This is a genomic window from Streptomyces sp. NPDC058665, assembly GCF_042714995.1.
Classification (GTDB): Bacteria; Actinomycetota; Actinomycetes; order Streptomycetales; family Streptomycetaceae; genus Streptomyces.
This window is the reverse complement of record NZ_JBHXRX010000009.1, coordinates 37490-53790: the sequence shown is the minus strand read 5'-3', so window position 1 is coordinate 53790 and position 16301 is coordinate 37490. Positions and strand designations below refer to the sequence as shown.

Genomic DNA, 16301 nt, shown 5'->3' with positions numbered 1-16301 from the left:
CATGAGCACAACCGTGATCGTCGTCATCGACGGGTTCGGAGTCGGTGCGATGCCGGACGCGGGGACACTGCGGCCCCGCGATCTCACCGCCGACACCTGCGGGCACGTCCTCGACCACTGCCGCGCGGCACTGGGCCGGCCGCTCCGGCTGCCCGCGCTCGGGGAGTTGGGGCTCGGCCTCGTCCATCCGCATCCGGATCTCGCCCGCCGGACCAGCCGCCCCGTCGCAGCGGGGCGGGCCGCCCTCGGCTACCCCGGCGCCGACACCTTCGCCGGACACCAGACCATGATGGGCGCGGACTTCAGCCGGGTGACGGTGGCCACGCTGGCCGGGCATCTCGACGAGGTGAGCGGCGCGCTGAAGGCGGAGGGACACCTCGTCGAACCCCTGCGGGGGCAGCCGCTGCTGCTCGTCGACGGCGCCGTCCTGGTCCACGACAACCTGGAAGCCGACCCCGGCATCAACTGGAACGCCTCGGGCCGCCTGGACGATCTGTCCTTCGACGGCATCCTCTCCATCGCCCGTACGGTACGGGCGGTCTCGCCGGTCGCCCGCGTCATCGCCGTCGGGGGCCACGCGGACGGGCCGCTCGCCACGTACGTACGAGACGGTGACGGCGGCACCGTCGGGCTGGACACGCCGGCCACCGGCTTCTACCGCAACGGCGGGCTCCAGGTGCGCCATCTGGGCGTGGACCTCGACCACACCCGGCAGTTGCCCGACCTCGCCGCCCGCGCGGGCCTCCCGGTCACCCTCGTCGGCAAGGCGGCGGACATCCTGGCGTGCGAAGCCGCCGTACGGCGCCCCGCCGTCGCGACGGAGGAGGTACTGGAGCACACTCTGGCGGCGGTACGGGGCGGCGAAGGCGGCCTCGTGGTCGCGAACGTCCAGGAGACCGATCTCGCGGGCCATCAGCAGGACACGGGGCGCTATGGGAGCGTCCTGGAGCGGGTCGACGTGGGGCTCGCCGAGCTGACGGGGCTGCTCACGGGCCCCGGCGACCGGCTGATCGTCACGGCCGACCACGGCAACGACCCGACGATCGGCCACGCGTATCACACGCGCGAGTACGTCCCCGTCCTGATCCACCGCCCCGACGCCGCGGGGATCGAACTCCTCCCGGACGCCGCGACGTTGGCGGACGTAGGGGCGACGGCCGCGGCGGCCCTCGGCCTGGACGCGGACGCCCTCACGACGGGGGCGACGCTCCTCGGCGGGCCGTCAGGCCGCCCGGCAGGGCCGCCACAGTAGACACGGCGCCGTCCCGGCGTTGTCGGCGCGGCGCCGCCTCCCCCCGCCCGAAGTCGGGCCTCAGCCCATGAACTTCTTGAACTCGTCGGGCAGTTCGAAGTTCTTGTCCGCCTCCGCCGTCGGCAGACCGAACGCGCCGCCCGCCTGCGCCGCCTCCTCGCGCCGCGCCGCGGCCGCCTGCTCCTCGGCCTTGCGCTTCATCGGGTTGCCGGAGCGCCGCTTGCCCTTGGCCTGCTTCTGCTGCTTCTTCTGCCGGCCGGGCCCGCCGCCCGAACCCGGAGCGCCCGGCATTCCCGGCATCCCGCCGCCCTGCGCCATCTTCGACATCATCTTGCGGGCCTCGAAGAACCGCTCGACCAGGTTCTTCACGGCGCTGACCTCGACGCCGGAACCCTTTGCGATACGCGCCCGGCGTGAGCCGTTGATGATGGTCGGCTCGTGCCGTTCGCCCGGCGTCATGGACTTGATGATCGCTGCCGTACGGTCGACGTCCCGCTCGTCGATGCTGCTGATCTGGTCCTTCATCTGCCCCATGCCGGGCAGCATCCCGAGCAGCTTCGAGATGGAGCCCATCTTCCGGACCTGTTCCATCTGCGCCAGGAAGTCGTCGAGCGTGAACTCCTTCGGCCCCTTCGCCAGCTTCTGGGCCATCTTCTCGGCCTCGGCCTGGCTGAAGGTCTGCTCGGCCTTCTCGATGAGGCTGAGCATGTCGCCCATGTCGAGGATGCGGGACGCCATGCGGTCCGGGTGGAACGCGTCGAAGTCGTCCAGCTTCTCACCGTTGGAGGCGAACATGATCTGCTTGCCGGTGACGTGCGCGATGGAGAGCGCGGCACCGCCGCGGGCGTCGCCGTCGAGCTTGGACAGCACGACGCCGTCGAAGCCGACGCCGTCGCGGAAGGCCTCGGCGGTGTTGACCGCGTCCTGGCCGATCATGGCGTCGACGACGAACAGGACCTCGTCGGGGCTGACGGCGTCGCGGATGTCCGCGGCCTGGCGCATCAGCTCCTCGTCGATGCCGAGACGGCCGGCGGTGTCGACGATGACGACGTCGTGGACTCTGTCCTTCGCGTACTTGATCGAGTCCTCGGCGACCTTGACCGGGTCACCGACGCCGTTACCGGGCTCGGGGGCGTACACGGCGACGCCCGCGCGTTCGGCGACGACGGCGAGCTGGTTGACGGCGTTGGGACGCTGGAGGTCACACGCGACCAGCAGCGGGGAGTGGCCCTGCCCCTTGAGCCAGAGGCCCAGCTTGCCCGCGAGGGTCGTCTTGCCCGCGCCCTGGAGACCCGCGAGCATGATCACGGTGGGCGGCTGCTTGGCGAAGCGCAGGCGCCGCGTCTCGCCGCCGAGGATGCCTACGAGCTCCTCGTTGACGATCTTGATGATCTGCTGGCTCGGGTTGAGCGCCCGCGAGACCTCTTCGCCGCGCGACCGTTCCTTGACCTTCGCGGTGAAGTCACGGACCACGGGGAGCGCGACGTCCGCCTCGAGGAGCGCGATACGGATCTCGCGTGCGGTGGCGTCGATGTCCGCCTCGGACAGCCGCCCCTTGCCGCGGAGGGATTTGAAAGTCGCTGAGAGGCGATCGGAGAGGGTATCGAACACGGCGCTCGTAGGTCCTCAGGGGTCGGGGGCAGAGTGGATTGCTCTCCAGGGTATCCGGCCGGGCCGGGAAGGCGGGCCCTGCCCGTTGTGAAGGCCCCGTACGGGGCCCTCCGCCTCGGCGTCGCGCCGCCCCGTACGACGGCAGCTTGCCGCCCCGTTCGGCAACGGGCTGCGCCGCTCCGTCCCGCGGCGCTCCGTGACCCACGCGTCAACCGCGCAGGGCCTCCTCCACCATCTTCGCGGCCGTCGCCGCCTCCCCGTCCGTCAGGACGGCCCCGTCGGGGCGCGTGACGTAGACGGTGTCCACCGCGTTCGCGCCCAGAGTGGACACGTGCGCGCTGCGGACCCGTACCGCCGCCTCCTCCAGCGCCCGCCCGATCCGGTGCAGCAGACCCGGGGCGTCCTGTGCGCGCACCTCGATGACGGTGGCGAGCTCCGAGCTGTCCGGCACCACCGTCACACGGGGCGGCGGAGCCTGGGTCCCGCGCCGCCGGGGATAGGACGCCTCGCGCTCCGCCAGCCGGGACCGGATGTCGAGCGAACCGTCCAGGGCGCGTACGAGGTCGGCGCGCAGCCGCGTCGCCTGCGGCAGGGAGCCGTACGCCGCCGCGACGCGCCAGGTGAGCAGCAGGACGTCGGAGGCGTCACCGAGCGCCGTGGGAGGTTCGACGATGCGCAGATCGGCCGCCCGCACGGTGAGACGGTGCAGCGCGAGAACCCCTGCCGCGGCCGGCAGGACGCCGGGGCGGTCGGGGAGTGCGATGAGCAGTTCGACGCCGACCGGCTCCGGTTCGTCGTCCTCCTGAGAAGGTTCCGGGTGGGCGTGGAGGGACAGGACGGGGCCGCCGGTGCGCAGCGCCTCGACAGCGAGGCGTTCCTGCTCCGCGCTGGTCACGACGGGGCGCGGTGCGGCGGGCGCCCTGCCGGCGAGAGCGGCGGCGACGCGGCCGACGAGGTCCGTGACGAGGGACCCGCGCCACGCGGACCAAGCGGCGGGCCCGGTGGCGAGCGCGTCGGCCTCGGTGAGCGCGTGCAGCAGTTCGAGGGTGGACAGCGAGTCGATCTTCTCTGCGACGGAGCTGACGGTGGCCGGGTCGTCCAGGTCGCGCCGCGTCGCTGTCTCAACGAGCAGCAGATGGTGGCGTACGAGGGCGGCGACGACGTCCGCGTCGGCGCGGTCGAAGCCGATCCGCAGCGCCACGGTGCGCGCGACGGGCTCCCCGGCCTCGGAGTGGTCGCCCGGCAGCCCCTTGCCGATGTCGTGGAGCAGGGCGGCGACCAGGAGCAGGTCGGGGCGGCTCACACGCCGGGTCAGCGCGGAGGCCTCGACCGCGGTCTCGACGAGATGGCGGTCCACCGTCCAGGTGTGGACGGCGTTGCGCTGGGGGCGGCAGCGGACGTGCTCCCACTCGGGGATGAGGCGGGTGATGAGCCCTTCGGCCTCGAACGCTTCCCAGACGGGGACGGTCGGCTCCCCCGCCCCGAGCAACGTGACGAATTCCTCGCGCGCCGCCGCGGGCCACGGGGCGGGCAGCGGGTGCGCGGCGGCGAGCCGCCGGACGACGTAGGGCGAGATCGGCAGCCCGGACTGCGCGGCGGCTGCAGCGGCGCGCAGCGGCAGGACGGGGTCGCGTTCGGCGCGCGCCGTCCTGGCGAGTACGGCCTCGCCGTCCTGCTCGACGACACCTTCGGCGAGCGGCGTGCGCTCCGGGGCGGGCCTGCTGCCGCCGAGGAGGGAACGGAGCCGGGGGCGGCCGGCGCGGGAGCGCAGGACGCGGTTGACCTCGCGCCAGGTGACGTCGGAGGCGTACGACACGGTGCGGGCCGCCTGGTAGACCTGCCGCAGGAGTTCGTCGGCATCGCGCACGCCGAGCTCCGCGGCGACGCCGTCCTGCTCCTGGAGCGCGAGCCGGTCCGTGGCCCGGCCGGTCGTCAGGTGCAGAGCGTCGCGTACGTCGAGGAGCGCGCGGCGTGCCTCGGCGAGGCCCTCCCTGGGGGCGTCGGCGAGCCAGGACGCGGCGACGGCGCGCAGCGCGGTGGCGTCCCTGAGCCCGCCCCGTGCCTCCTTGATGTCGGGTTCGAGAAGGAACTGCAACTCGCCCTGGCGCTCGGCGCGTTCGCGGCAGAGTTCGTCGAGTTCGGGAAGGCGTTTCGGGGCCTGGTTGCGCCAGTCGGCGAGTACTGCGGTGCGCAGGGCGGCGGTCGGTGCCGGGTCGCCGACGACATGACGGGCGTCGAGGAGCCCGAGCTGCACCTTGAGGTCCTGGCCTGCGGTCTTGCGGGCCTCGGCCGTCGTCCGTACGGAGTGGTCGAGGGCGAGCCCCAGGTCCCACACGGGATACCAGACGCGGTCCGCGAGAGCGGCGATGGCCGCGGCGTCGGAGCTGCCGTCGTGCAGGAGGAGAAGGTCGAGGTCGCTGCGGGGGGACAGTTCGCCCCGTCCGTAGCCGCCGACGGCGACGAGGGACGCTCCCTGGACGCCGACCGCGCGGGCCGCGGCGGTGAACAGGGCGTGCAGCCAGTCGTCCGTGAGCCGCGCCAGCGCGGCGCGGCGCGGCGGCCCGGACGGCGTCTTGTCGTGGAGAAGGCGCAGTCGGGCCGCCGCGTAGCCGCTGGGTCCGGGGTCGGGTTGTCCGGTCGTCTCGTCAGGGGTGGTCACCCGGCAGGTCCCGTCTTTCGGCGGGCGTCCCGCGTGCGGGACGCCCGGTTTCGCTGCGCGCGTCGTCCGTATCTCCGAGCGCGCTCGGTTCACAACTCGCGCGACGTCGTCACGAGTTGGGCGTCGGCTCCGCGCTCCGTCTCCGGAACGCCGACGGCGCCGGGCGCGCTCCTCGACGGAGTGCGCCCGGCGCCGGAGCGTGCCCGCTCACCGAGCACGCCGCCGGCATCGGACCTGGATCGGACCGGATCCGGGTCAGAGGGCGTCCGGGCCGCGTTCCCCCGTACGTACCCTGACCGCCGTGTCCACCGGCACACTCCACACCTTGCCGTCGCCGATCTTGCCCGTCCTGGCGGCCTTAACAACCACCTCGATGAGCTGCTCGGCGTCACCGTCCTCGACCAGCACCTCGATGCGGATCTTCGGCACGAGGTCGACGGTGTACTCCGCGCCCCGGTAGACCTCGGTGTGGCCGCGCTGCCGACCGTAACCGCTGGCTTCCGTGACCGTCAGCCCGTGGACACCGAAGGCCTGGAGTGCCTCCTTGATCTCGTCCAGTCGGTGTGGCTTGACGACTGCGGTGATGAGCTTCATACGTCCACCTTCTTGTTCCGCGCCGCGGCGCCGAGGTCCTTGTCCGTAGCGGTCGCACTGCTCCGGCTCGAGGGCGAGCCTCCCACCGCGCTGAAGTCATAGGCGGATTCCGCGTGGAATGCCATGTCCACACCGCTGGTCTCGTCGTCCTCGGAGGCCCGGAAGCCGATGGTGACATCGACGATCTTGGCAAGGATCCAGGAGACGACGAAGGAGTAGCCCATCACCGAGAAGGCACCGATCGCCTGCTTGCCGAGCTGCGAGGCCCCGCCGACGCCGTCGATGGCGAGGACACCGACGAGCAGGGTGCCGATGACGCCGCCGACGAGGTGGACGCCGACCACGTCGAGTGAGTCGTCGTAGCCCAGCTTGTACTTGAGGCTGACGGCCCACGAGCAGGCCGCTCCGGCGACGACGCCGATGAGCAGCGCGCCGAACGGGTTGACGTGCGCGCCAGAAGGGGTGATCGCCACGAGACCGGCGACGGCTCCTGAGGCCGCGCCGAGTGTGGTGAACGCGCCGTGCCTGATGCGCTCATAGATGAGCCAGCCGAGCATGGCCGCGCCGGTGGCGATCTGTGTGTTGAAGGCCATCATGGCGGCCGTGCCGTTGGCGGCGAGTGCGGAGCCGGCGTTGAAGCCGAACCAGCCGAACCACAGCAGCGCGGCGCCGAGGACCACCAGCGGCAGGCTGTGCGGCCGCATCGGGTCCTTCTTGAAGCCGATGCGCTTGCCGACGACAAGGACGGCGGCGAGTGCTCCGATACCGGCGTTGATGTGGACCGCCGTACCGCCGGCGAAGTCGATCACTTCCAGCTTGAAGAGCCAGCCGTCGGCCTGCCACACCCAGTGCGCGACCGGGAAGTACACGACGGTGACCCACAGGGCGATGAACAGGGACCAGGCGGTGAATTTGACGCGGTCGGCGAGGGCGCCGCTCATGAGCGCCGGGGTCAGTACGGCGAACATCAGCTGGAAGAGGGCGAAGGCGTAGACGGGGATTCCCTCGGTGCCGCCCGTGAGCGTCTCGGCGTTGATGCCCTTCAGACCGATGTGGTCGAAGTTGCCGAGCAGTCCTGCACCGATGTCGTCACCGAAGGTGAGCGAGTACCCGTACAGCACCCACAGCAAGCTGACGATGCCGAGAGAGATGAAGGACATGATGAGCATGTTCAGGGCGCTTTTCACCCGGACCATGCCGCCGTAGAAGAAGGCCAGGCCGGGCGTCATCAACATGACGAGCGCGGCACTGATCAATACGAATGCGGTATCTGCGCCATTCAAGGCCGGCGTCTCCTCGTGGGTGGGAAATACGGCCCGGTGCGGATGCTCTTACTTCTCTGGGCCGACTGGTGGTGAGGAGATTGACGTGGGGTGATTTCGGTCGATGCCGCCCGATGTTTCGCGACAGTGACGAAGTCGACCGGCGTGTTACGCCTGGATGAACTGCCGTGTCGCGAGGTGCGGTGATGGCAGAATCCGGCGCCGACAGTCACCCGTGTGACGTGGCACGGGGAAGCGGTGTCGGCTGTACGGGCGAGTGCCGCGGCCGGAGACGCGGGGTACGCGGGGGGGGGACGGGGGGCTCCGAGGGAAAGCCGACGGACTTTCGCGGCGCTCTCGACGGGGCGGTCAGACCGCTTCCGCGGACTCCGGGAGTTCTTCCGTGAGCTGCTCGGTGAGCTGGCTGATCTCGGAGAGCTCACCGAAGTCCCGGGTGGCCGCGGAAACCGTTCTGCGCAATCGGGTGCTGACGCGCTCGGAGCGTACTTTCCTGGCGATGCCGAGCGCCTCCTTGATAAGAGGGGTCGACCGCTCGGGCTCCCTCTTAAGAAGGTGGACCGTGGCCATTCCGACGAGGTTCAGCGCGTACGACCGCTGATGCTCCTCGTCCTTCTCGAAGAGCTGGACGGCGCGCTCCATGACGGGCTCGGCGAGCGAGGCGTACGTAGGGCTCCGCCCTGCCACATAGGCGAGGTCCCGATAGGAGTGCGCGTTCTCGCCGTTGAGCTCGGCCTCGGAGAAGAAGCGGATCCAGTCGGGCTCCGGCTCGCCGTCGTCGCCCGCGTCGGCGAAGGTGTTCTCCGCCATGCGCACCGCGCGCTTGCACTTGCCCGGCTGCCCTATGTTCGCGTAGGCCCTCGCCTCCATCGCGTACAGCATCGACTGCGTACGGGCCGTGGCGCAGTCCCTGCTGCCGTACTGGGCGAGATGGATGAGCTCCAACGCGTCGTCGGGGCGGCCGACATGGATCATCTGACGGCTCATCGAGGAGAGGATGTACGACCCGAGGGCCTTGTCCCCCGCCTCCTTGGCGGCGTGCAGGGCGAGCACGAAGTACTTCTGGGCGTTGGGCTGGAGACCCACGTCGTAGCTCATCCAGCCCGCCAGCTCGGCCAGTTCGGCCGCGCACCTGAAGAGCCGCCGCGCGGTGCTGTCGGACTGCGGCTCCTGAAGAAGGTCCGTCACCTCGTGGAGCTGGCCCACGACCGCCTTGCGGCGCAGACCGCCGCCGCACTGTGCGTCCCACTGACGGAACATCACCGTGGTGGACTCCAGGAGCTCCAACTCCGGCATGGAGAGCCGGGAGTGGCGGCGCGCCCCCGGGGGCCCGGCGTCGTCCTGGTCGGCCGGCGATGTGGGCACCAGCCAGCGTTGCATCGGCTCGATGAGGGCGGGGCCGGCGGCGAGCGCGAGCGACGTCCCGAGGAAGCCGCGCCGGGCCAGCATCAGGTCACTGCGCGAGAACTCGCTGATCAGAGAGATGGTCTGGGGCGCCGCCCAGGGCAGATCGACGCCGGACACCGAGGGGGACTGGTGGGCGGAGCGCAGTCCGAGGTCTTCGACCGCGACGACGGCGCCGAAGCGCTCGGAGAACAACTCCGAGAGAATGCGCGGGATGGGCTCCCGCGGCTGCTCGCCGTCGAGCCAGCGGCGCACCCGCGAAGTATCGGTGCTGATGTGGTGCGCGCCCATCTGACGGGCCCTGCGGTTGACTTGGCGCGCGAGTTCGCCCTTGGACCAGCCGCTGCGCCTGAACCATGAACTCAACTGCTCGTTCGGGCGCTTGCCGGTGGCCGTACCGTCTGCGCCGCTGCCGCCCACTGGAACGCCCCCTTCCACTGAAGCCCTGTCGCGCGAACTTCTACCAGAATGCCGTCAGTTACGGTCGTCTGTCCGGAGATCTCGCCCCTTCGAACAGGAAACCGAGTTGCCTGCGGCATAACCACGAACGTGCGACTTCCCACCGCTCGTGTACTCAAAGTAATCCTACGATCACCCCTCCCGCGAGGGCCATTCCCTAAACGCCACCATTCGCCACCCCTTCAAATGAACTCGCCTGCGGCCGGGCGCGATTCACTTGACGAGCGACGAGCAGGAACCGGTGGAGCGTTGCGCGCGGGGGCGCACGGAGCCGGACACGCCACCCCGGGTGTCACCGCGCGCCGCCGGGGCGAAGCCGAACCCCAAGAAATCGACGGAGGGTCACCAAGCGACTCCGAGTCGTAACTACCGATGAGTTCGACCCGTTGGAGGGGGCATGGGCTTCACGATCGGCGGAATCCGGGAGATGCGGTCCGGTTCACGGCGCCGCGGCCGCGCTATTGAGTGCACGACGGTGGCCGAGTACACAGGGCTCTGGGGCTGGGACGTCGTCCCCGGCGCACGGGCCGAGGCGGGCCGCTGCTCCTGCGGCGCCGCCCGATGCCGCGCCCCTGGCGCCCATCCGCTGGACCACGCGCTGGAAGTCCCCGCGGGCGCCACGCTGGACGATGCCGCCAAGGCCTGGTCCGAGACGCCGGGGGCCGCCGTTCTGCTGCCCGTGGGGCGCACTTTCGACGTCATCGACGTCGCCGAACCGGCGGGCCGCCGCGCGCTGATCAGGCTGGAGCGGATGGGGCTGCCGCTGGGCCCCGTCGCCGCGACCCCCACAGGGCGCGCGCACTTCTTCGTCGCACCGGGCGCCGCGGCCGAACTGCCCGAACTCCTCTACCGGATGGGCTGGGACGACGCCGGTCTCGATCTGCGCTGTCTGGGCGAGGGCGCCCATGTCACCGCCCCGCCGTCCGACCTCGGCGGCCTCGGGCCCGTCCGCTGGCTCCGGGCACCGGTCCTGGACACGGCGGCGGACCCGCCGCAGGCGCGGCTGCTGCTCGGGACACTGGCGTACGTCTGCCACCGCTCGCCCGTCGGCGACTGACCCCGCCGTCCGGCACCCCGGCCGCGCCCCGTGGCCTCCGTACGAAGGGCCCCACCGCATGCGCACACGCGGGAGGGCCCTTTCCTCGTACGGCGCCTACCGTGCGTACGGCGCCCCGTACGCGCCCCGTACGGCGGCGGCTGTCAGCCGACGACGCGCAGACGGCGCGCCCGTCAGCCGTCGATCAGCGCGTCGACGAACGCCTCGGGCTCGAACGGCGCCAGGTCGTCAGGCCCCTCGCCCAGCCCGATCAGCTTGACCGGCACACCCAGTTCACGCTGGACCGCGATCACGATGCCGCCCTTGGCCGTGCCGTCCAGCTTGGTCAGCACGATGCCGGTGATGTCCACGACCTCGGCGAACACCCGCGCCTGTACGAGGCCGTTCTGCCCCGTCGTCGCGTCCAGGACCAGCAGCACCTCGTCCAGCGGACCGTGCTTCTCCACCACGCGCTTGACCTTGCCGAGCTCGTCCATCAGCCCGGTCTTGGTGTGCAGACGCCCCGCCGTGTCGATCAGGACGACGTCGGCCCCCTCGGCGATGCCCTCCTTGACCGCGTCGAAGGCGATCGACGCGGGGTCGCCGCCCTCGGGGCCGCGCACCGTACGCGCGCCCACGCGCTCGCCCCACGTCTGGAGCTGGTCGGCCGCCGCGGCGCGGAAGGTGTCGGCGGCGCCGAGCACCACCGACCTGCCGTCGGCCACCAGCACCCGCGCCAGCTTGCCCGTCGTCGTGGTCTTGCCGGTGCCGTTGACGCCGACGACCATCACGACACCCGGGGTGTCCAGACCGCTCTCGGTCTTCACGGCGCGGTCGAAGTCCGTACGCAGGAGCGCGAGCAGTTCCTCGCGCAGCAGTGCGCGCAGTTCGTCGGGCGTACGCGTACCGAGCACCCTGACCCGCTCGCGCAGCCGCTCCACCAGCTCGTGCGTGGGTGCGACGCCGACGTCGGCGGTGAGCAGGGTGTCCTCGATCTCCTCCCACGTCTCCTCGTCGAGGTGCTCGCGCGAGAGCAGCGTGAGGAGCCCCTTGCCGAGGGTGTTCTGCGAGCGGGCGAGCCGGGCCCGCAGTCTGACCAGACGGCCCGCGGACGGTTCCGGGACCTCGATCGCCAACGGCGGGGCGGCCACGACGGGGTCCTCGACGGCGGGCGGCGTCGCGGTCGCCTCGGGGAGGCCCACCTCTTCGATGGTGCGGCGGGGTTCCTCCCGCGGCGGCCCCGCCTCGTCGCCGACGTGCGGCTCGGCGGGCGGGGTCGTGATGGTCGGCGTGCTCGACGGTGCCTTGGGCGGCAGCTGCTTCTTCCTGCGGCTGGTGACCACGAACCCGCTGATCACGCCGACGACGACCAGGGCGATGACTACGGCAAGAATGACGATGTCCACCACGTCATCTTCGCAGGCGACGGCCGCCATGGGGCGGTGGGGAGAGTCCGGGCCCCGACGGGGCGCACGATCCCTGGAACGGGGCTGGTCAGCCCATCTCCTCCAGCGCCTTGCCCTTGGTCTCGGGAACCCACTTCAGTACGAAGAGGATCGAGAGCAGCGCGAAGGCCGAGTAGATCACTTACGCGCCCGAGAGATCCCAGTCGGACAGGTCGGGAACGAGTCGGTGACGGCCCAGTTGGCGATCCACTGCGCCGACACGGCCACGCCCAGCGCGGCGGCCCGGATCCTGCCGGGGAACATCTCGCCGAGCAGCACCCGGACGACGAGTGCCCAGGACAGCGCGAAACAAGAGCACGAAGGAGTGGGCGGCGGCGAGTGCCACCGTGCCCTGCGTGTTGGGGATGGAGATGTCGGTGCTGCTCTTCTGCGAGAACGCCCAGGCCGCCAGTCCGAGCGACGCCGTGATGAAGACGACATGGCCGAGGTGCTCCGGAAGGGACGGTTCACCCCGGGCCGCGGCGACTGGGCGGTACTCGTCGCATGGGCTCCTGTCGCCGCCCCGGAGCGGGCGCGCCGGGTCTGGACGCGAAGTTCTCCCAGTGGGGCACGGCACCGCCCCGTCCACCACCTGCCCTGGGCCGTTCGGGGGGGGCGGCAGGATCGCCGGCGTCGGGGGGGAGCGCCTTCAGCGCAGGCGCTGGCTGATCACCTTGGAGACGCCGTCACCCTGCATTGAGACGCCGTACAGCGCGTCGGCGACCTCCATCGTGCGCTTCTGATGGGTGATCACGATCAGCTGCGAACTCTCCTGGAGCTCCTGCATGATCCGGATCAGCCGCTGAAGGTTGGTGTCGTCCAGCGCGGCCTCGACCTCGTCCATCACGTAGAACGGGCTCGGCCTCGCCTTGAAGATCGACACCAGCAGCGCCACGGCGGTCAGCGACCGCTCGCCGCCCGACAGCAGGGAGAGCCGCTTGACCTTCTTGCCGGGCGGCCGGGCCTCGACGTCCACACCACTGGTGAGCATGTTGTCGGGATCCGTAAGGATGAGGCGCCCCTCGCCCCCGGGGAAGAGCCGCGAGAAGACTCCCTCGAACTGAACGGCGGTGTCCCGGTACGCCTCGGTGAAGACCTGCTCGACCCGCTCGTCGACCTCCTTGACGACCTGGAGCAGATCGGCGCGGGTCTTCTTGAGGTCTTCGAGCTGCTCGGAAAGGAACTTGTGCCGCTCCTCCAGCGCCGCGAACTCCTCCAGGGCGAGCGGGTTCACCTTCCCGAGTTGCTGATACGCCCTCTCGGCCGACCGGAGCCGCTTCTCCTGCTCGCCCCGTACGTACCGCCGGGGCTGGTTGCGCGGGTCCTCGGGGTCCTCCGGCAACTCCTCGCCCTCGGCGGGCAGGGACGGCGGTACGAGCTGGTCCGGGCCGTACTCGGCGATCAGCCCGGCCGGCTCGACGCCCAGCTCCTCCAGGGCCTTCGCCTCCAACTGCTCGATCCTCATGCGCTTCTCGGCGCCCAGGACCTCGCCACGGTGCACCGAGTCGGTGAGCTTGTCGAGTTCGCTCTTGAGGTCCCGCCCCTGGTTGCGCTCCGCGAGGAGTTCCCGTTCGCGGCCCGCCTTCGCCGTCTCGGCCGCCGTACGTTCCTCGTCGGCGCGTACGACGGACACCTCGACGTGCGCCAGCAGTTGCCGGGCACCGGAGGCGACGGCGCCCGCGACGGCGGCCTCGTGGCGCAGTCTGGCCCGCCGCTGTTCGGCGCGGGCCCGCGCCTCGCGCTCGGCGCGGGCGCCCCGGTCGAGCGAGTCCGCGCGGCCTGCGAGTCCTTTGACACGCTCCTCGTGGGTACGGACCTGGAGCCGCGCCTCCATCTCGGTCTGGCGTGCGTTGGCCCCGTCGGCGGCGAGCCGGTCCCGTACGGAGGTGTCCGGCTCCTCCTCGGCGGGCGCCTCCTCGGCGACGAGCAGGCGCTCCGCGAGCACCTCCGCCTCCTCCGCGGCCCGGTCCAGGGCGTCCTGGGCCTTGGCGGCGGCGGCCGAGGTCCGCTCGGCCTCGCCCGCGGCGCCCCGGGCCTGGCCGGCGAGCCGCCCCAACCGGCCGGACACGGCGGACTTCTCGCGGTCGGCCGCCCGGCGCCGCTCCCCCAACTCCTCGACGAGCGCGGCGCATTCGGTACGGCGGCCGGTCGCCCGGCGCTGACCGTCGGCCAACTCCTCGCACCGCACCGCCAACTTGGCCAGCTCGGCCGCCGCCTCGTCGACCGATGCCTGCACCTCCAGCAGGCTGGGTGCCCCGGCGGAGCCGCCATGGGCGAAGTGGGCGCCGAGGAGGTCGCCCTCCGCCGTGACGGCGGTCAGTGTGGGGTGGGCGACGACAAGCTCCTCGGCCTCCTGAAGGGTGCCGACGACGACGATGTCCTGGACGAGCCGCTTCACGGCGCTCATGAGCGCGTCGGGGCCCCGTACGAGGTCGGCGACGCGGGGGGCGGCCAGGTCGGTGGCGGTCGCGGCGGCGGCGGGTGCGGGGCGGGCGTGGGCGGCCCCGTGGCCGCCGCTGCCGTCGCTGCCGCCCGGTACGTCGCGCGCCCCGTCCGCCTGCCCGGGTACGGCTCCGGACGGGGCGGCGTCGCCGCCCCGTGTCCCGGCACCGGCCTGTCCGGGCAGGCTCGGCACCGTACCGGAGCCGATTCCGTCGGCCGGGGCCCCGTCGCCGGGTCCGTCCGGCTCCGTGGTCTGTCCCGGTACGGCGGCCGGCCGCGCGGGCGGTTCGCCGCCCAGCAACAGGGAGGCACGCCCCGCGTCCTCTTTACGGAGGAGGCGGATGGCGTCCGCCGCGGTCGTCGCGTCGGTCACCGCGATCGCGTCCGCCGCCGCGCCGAGCGCCGCGGCCACGGGGACCTCGAAGCCCGGTGTGACGGTGAGCAGTTCGGCGGCGGGACCCAGCACGCCGGCGATGCGGTCGCGTGCGCCGAGCAGCGCGCCGCTGCCGTCCTTACGGCGCAGTCCCAGGGCGAGCGCGTCGTGACGGGCGGAGAGAGCCGCGCGTTCGCGTTCGGCGGCGGTGGCCGCCTCGCGCGCCGCCGTCAGCGCGCGCTCCGCCTCGGCCAGCGCCCGCTTCGCCTCGTCGTGCCGCTCGCCCAGTTCCTGGTCGTCGGCGTCCAGGCCGTCGACCTCGGCCTTGAGCTGCTCGTACTCCTCCTGTGCGGCGACGGCGCGCTCCCGCGCCCCGTCGCGGGCCTCGGCGAGGCGGCCGATCTCGGCCTGCGCCGACGCGGCGCGGCTGCGTGCGGCGTTCACCTGCCCGTTCAACCGGGCGAGCCCCTCGCGCCGGTCGGCGATGGCCCGCGCCACGTCCTTGAGACGGCGCTCCTCCGCCACCAGCTCGCGCTCAAGGTCGGAACGGTGCGCGACAGTGTCCTCCAGCGCGCGCTCGGCTGCTTCGAGCGCGGCCTCCAGCTCCGCCTCCTGCTCACGGATGCGGGCGGCCTCCCGCTCCATGTCCTCCGGGTCGCGCCCGCGCCGCTCGTCGTCCGGCGTGGCGGTGGCGCTCTTCACGCGGGCGTCCGCCAGCGAGATCGTGCCCCGTACCCGCTCGGCCAGCTGGGAGAGCTCGTACCAGGTCTGCTGCGCGCGCTGGAGCCTCGGCGCCAGCCGCCGTACTTCCTCCTCCAGCTCCGCCTCGCGTGCCAGCGCGTTCCTGAGCCGGAGTTCCGCCTCCTCCTTGCGCTGCTTGAGCGCCGCCTCGTCGGCGACCTCCGTACGGAGGGCGTCACGCAGCTTCACGAGGTCGTCGGCCAGCAGGCGCAGCCGGGCGTCGCGCAGGTCCGCCTGGATGACGGCGGCACGCCGTGCCACAGCGGCCTGTCGCCCCAACGGCTTGAGCTGTCGCCGCAGTTCGTCCGTGAGGTCCTGCACGCGCGCGAGGTTGGCCTGCATCGCGTCCAGCTTCCGCAGCGCCTTCTCCTTGCGCTTGCGGTGCTTCAGGACGCCCGCGGCCTCTTCGATGAATGCCCGGCGTCCCATCGGGTCCGCGTGCAGGACGGAATCGAGTTGCCCCTGGCCGACGATGACGTGCATCTCGCGGCCGATACCGGAGTCGGAAAGCAGTTCCTGGATGTCGAGCAGCCGGCAGGTGTCGCCGTTGAGCTGGTATTCGCTGCCGCCGTTGCGGAACATGATCCGTGTAATGGTGACTTCGGCGTAGTCGATGGGCAGCGCACCGTCGGAATTGTCGATGGTGAGGGAGACCTCGGCGCGCCCGAGCGGCGGCCGGCCGGTCGTCCCGGCGAAGATCACGTCTTCCATCTTGCCGCCGCGCAGCGACTTGGCCCCCTGCTCCCCCATGACCCAGGAAAGCGCGTCCACGACATTGGACTTGCCCGAGCCGTTCGGACCCACGACGCACGTGATGCCGGGCTCGAACCGCAGCGTCGTGGCGGAGGCGAAGGATTTGAACCCACGCAGGGTCATGGCCTTGAGGTGCACGCCGCCGGACTCTACCTGCCTCACATCACCCAACGCGGTTTCACCGCTGAATGAGCAGGGCACATCAGACGTGAGAAGAACCGGTTACGGGGGGCGAGGGGGAAAGAAAGAAGG

At 71.7% G+C, this 16301-nt stretch carries 9 protein-coding genes and 1 pseudogene; 2 read left to right on the top strand and 8 right to left on the bottom strand.

What is annotated here, in order from left to right:
* Position 1 precedes the first annotated feature (1 nt).
* The gene (locus tag ACFWV8_RS07960) at positions 2-1252 is read left to right on the top strand and encodes a phosphopentomutase (RefSeq protein ID WP_384198896.1); all 1251 of its coding nucleotides are present in this window, start codon (positions 2-4) and stop codon (positions 1250-1252) included.
* 60 nt (positions 1253-1312) lie between these two features.
* Here ACFWV8_RS07960 and ffh read toward each other — a convergent pair whose 3' ends face one another.
* From ffh to ACFWV8_RS07935, 5 genes are all read right to left on the bottom strand, one after another.
* A complete protein-coding gene (gene ffh / locus ACFWV8_RS07955) occupies positions 1313-2863 on the bottom strand; it encodes a signal recognition particle protein (RefSeq protein ID WP_384198895.1) in 1551 nt (516 codons plus the stop codon).
* Between the two features lie 208 nt (positions 2864-3071).
* Positions 3072-5522: a [protein-PII] uridylyltransferase gene (locus ACFWV8_RS07950; protein WP_384198894.1), complete on the bottom strand. Its 2451-nt coding sequence runs from the start codon at positions 5520-5522 to the stop codon at positions 3072-3074.
* 255 nt (positions 5523-5777) lie between these two features.
* Complete coding sequence (locus tag ACFWV8_RS07945; protein WP_189105224.1) at positions 5778-6116, bottom strand: P-II family nitrogen regulator; 339 nt, start codon at positions 6114-6116, stop codon at positions 5778-5780.
* On the bottom strand, positions 6113-7399 hold the full coding sequence (locus ACFWV8_RS07940) for an ammonium transporter (RefSeq protein ID WP_329380973.1): 1287 nt from the start codon (positions 7397-7399) through the stop codon (positions 6113-6115). Before ACFWV8_RS07940 ends, ACFWV8_RS07945 begins: the two co-directional genes overlap by 4 nt.
* Positions 7400-7747: 348 nt before the next feature.
* Entirely contained in the window at positions 7748-9220 is a 1473-nt protein-coding gene (locus tag ACFWV8_RS07935) for a hypothetical protein (protein ID WP_384198893.1), read from the bottom strand.
* A 436-nt stretch (positions 9221-9656) separates the two neighbouring features.
* On the opposite strand from ACFWV8_RS07935, the gene ACFWV8_RS07930 reads away from it, so the two are divergent.
* Complete coding sequence (locus ACFWV8_RS07930; RefSeq protein WP_384198892.1) at positions 9657-10316, top strand: bifunctional DNA primase/polymerase; 660 nt, start codon at positions 9657-9659, stop codon at positions 10314-10316.
* A gap of 173 nt (positions 10317-10489) precedes the next feature.
* Here the strand turns inward: ACFWV8_RS07930 and ftsY are convergent, their stop codons facing one another.
* The 3 genes and pseudogenes from ftsY to ACFWV8_RS07915 all read right to left on the bottom strand — a co-directional run bounded on the left by ftsY (position 10490) and on the right by ACFWV8_RS07915 (position 16187).
* Positions 10490-11701 carry a signal recognition particle-docking protein FtsY gene (ftsY, locus tag ACFWV8_RS07925; RefSeq protein WP_384198891.1) on the bottom strand — a complete coding sequence of 404 codons (1212 nt, stop codon included), beginning with the start codon at positions 11699-11701 and terminating at the stop codon, positions 10490-10492.
* An 88-nt stretch (positions 11702-11789) separates the two neighbouring features.
* Positions 11790-12158, bottom strand: a pseudogene (locus ACFWV8_RS07920) (MFS transporter); the annotation flags it as partial.
* Positions 12159-12389: 231 nt separating this feature from the next.
* Positions 12390-16187: an AAA family ATPase gene (locus ACFWV8_RS07915; RefSeq protein WP_384198890.1), complete on the bottom strand. Its 3798-nt coding sequence runs from the start codon at positions 16185-16187 to the stop codon at positions 12390-12392.
* Between the last annotated feature and the right edge of the window lie 114 nt (positions 16188-16301).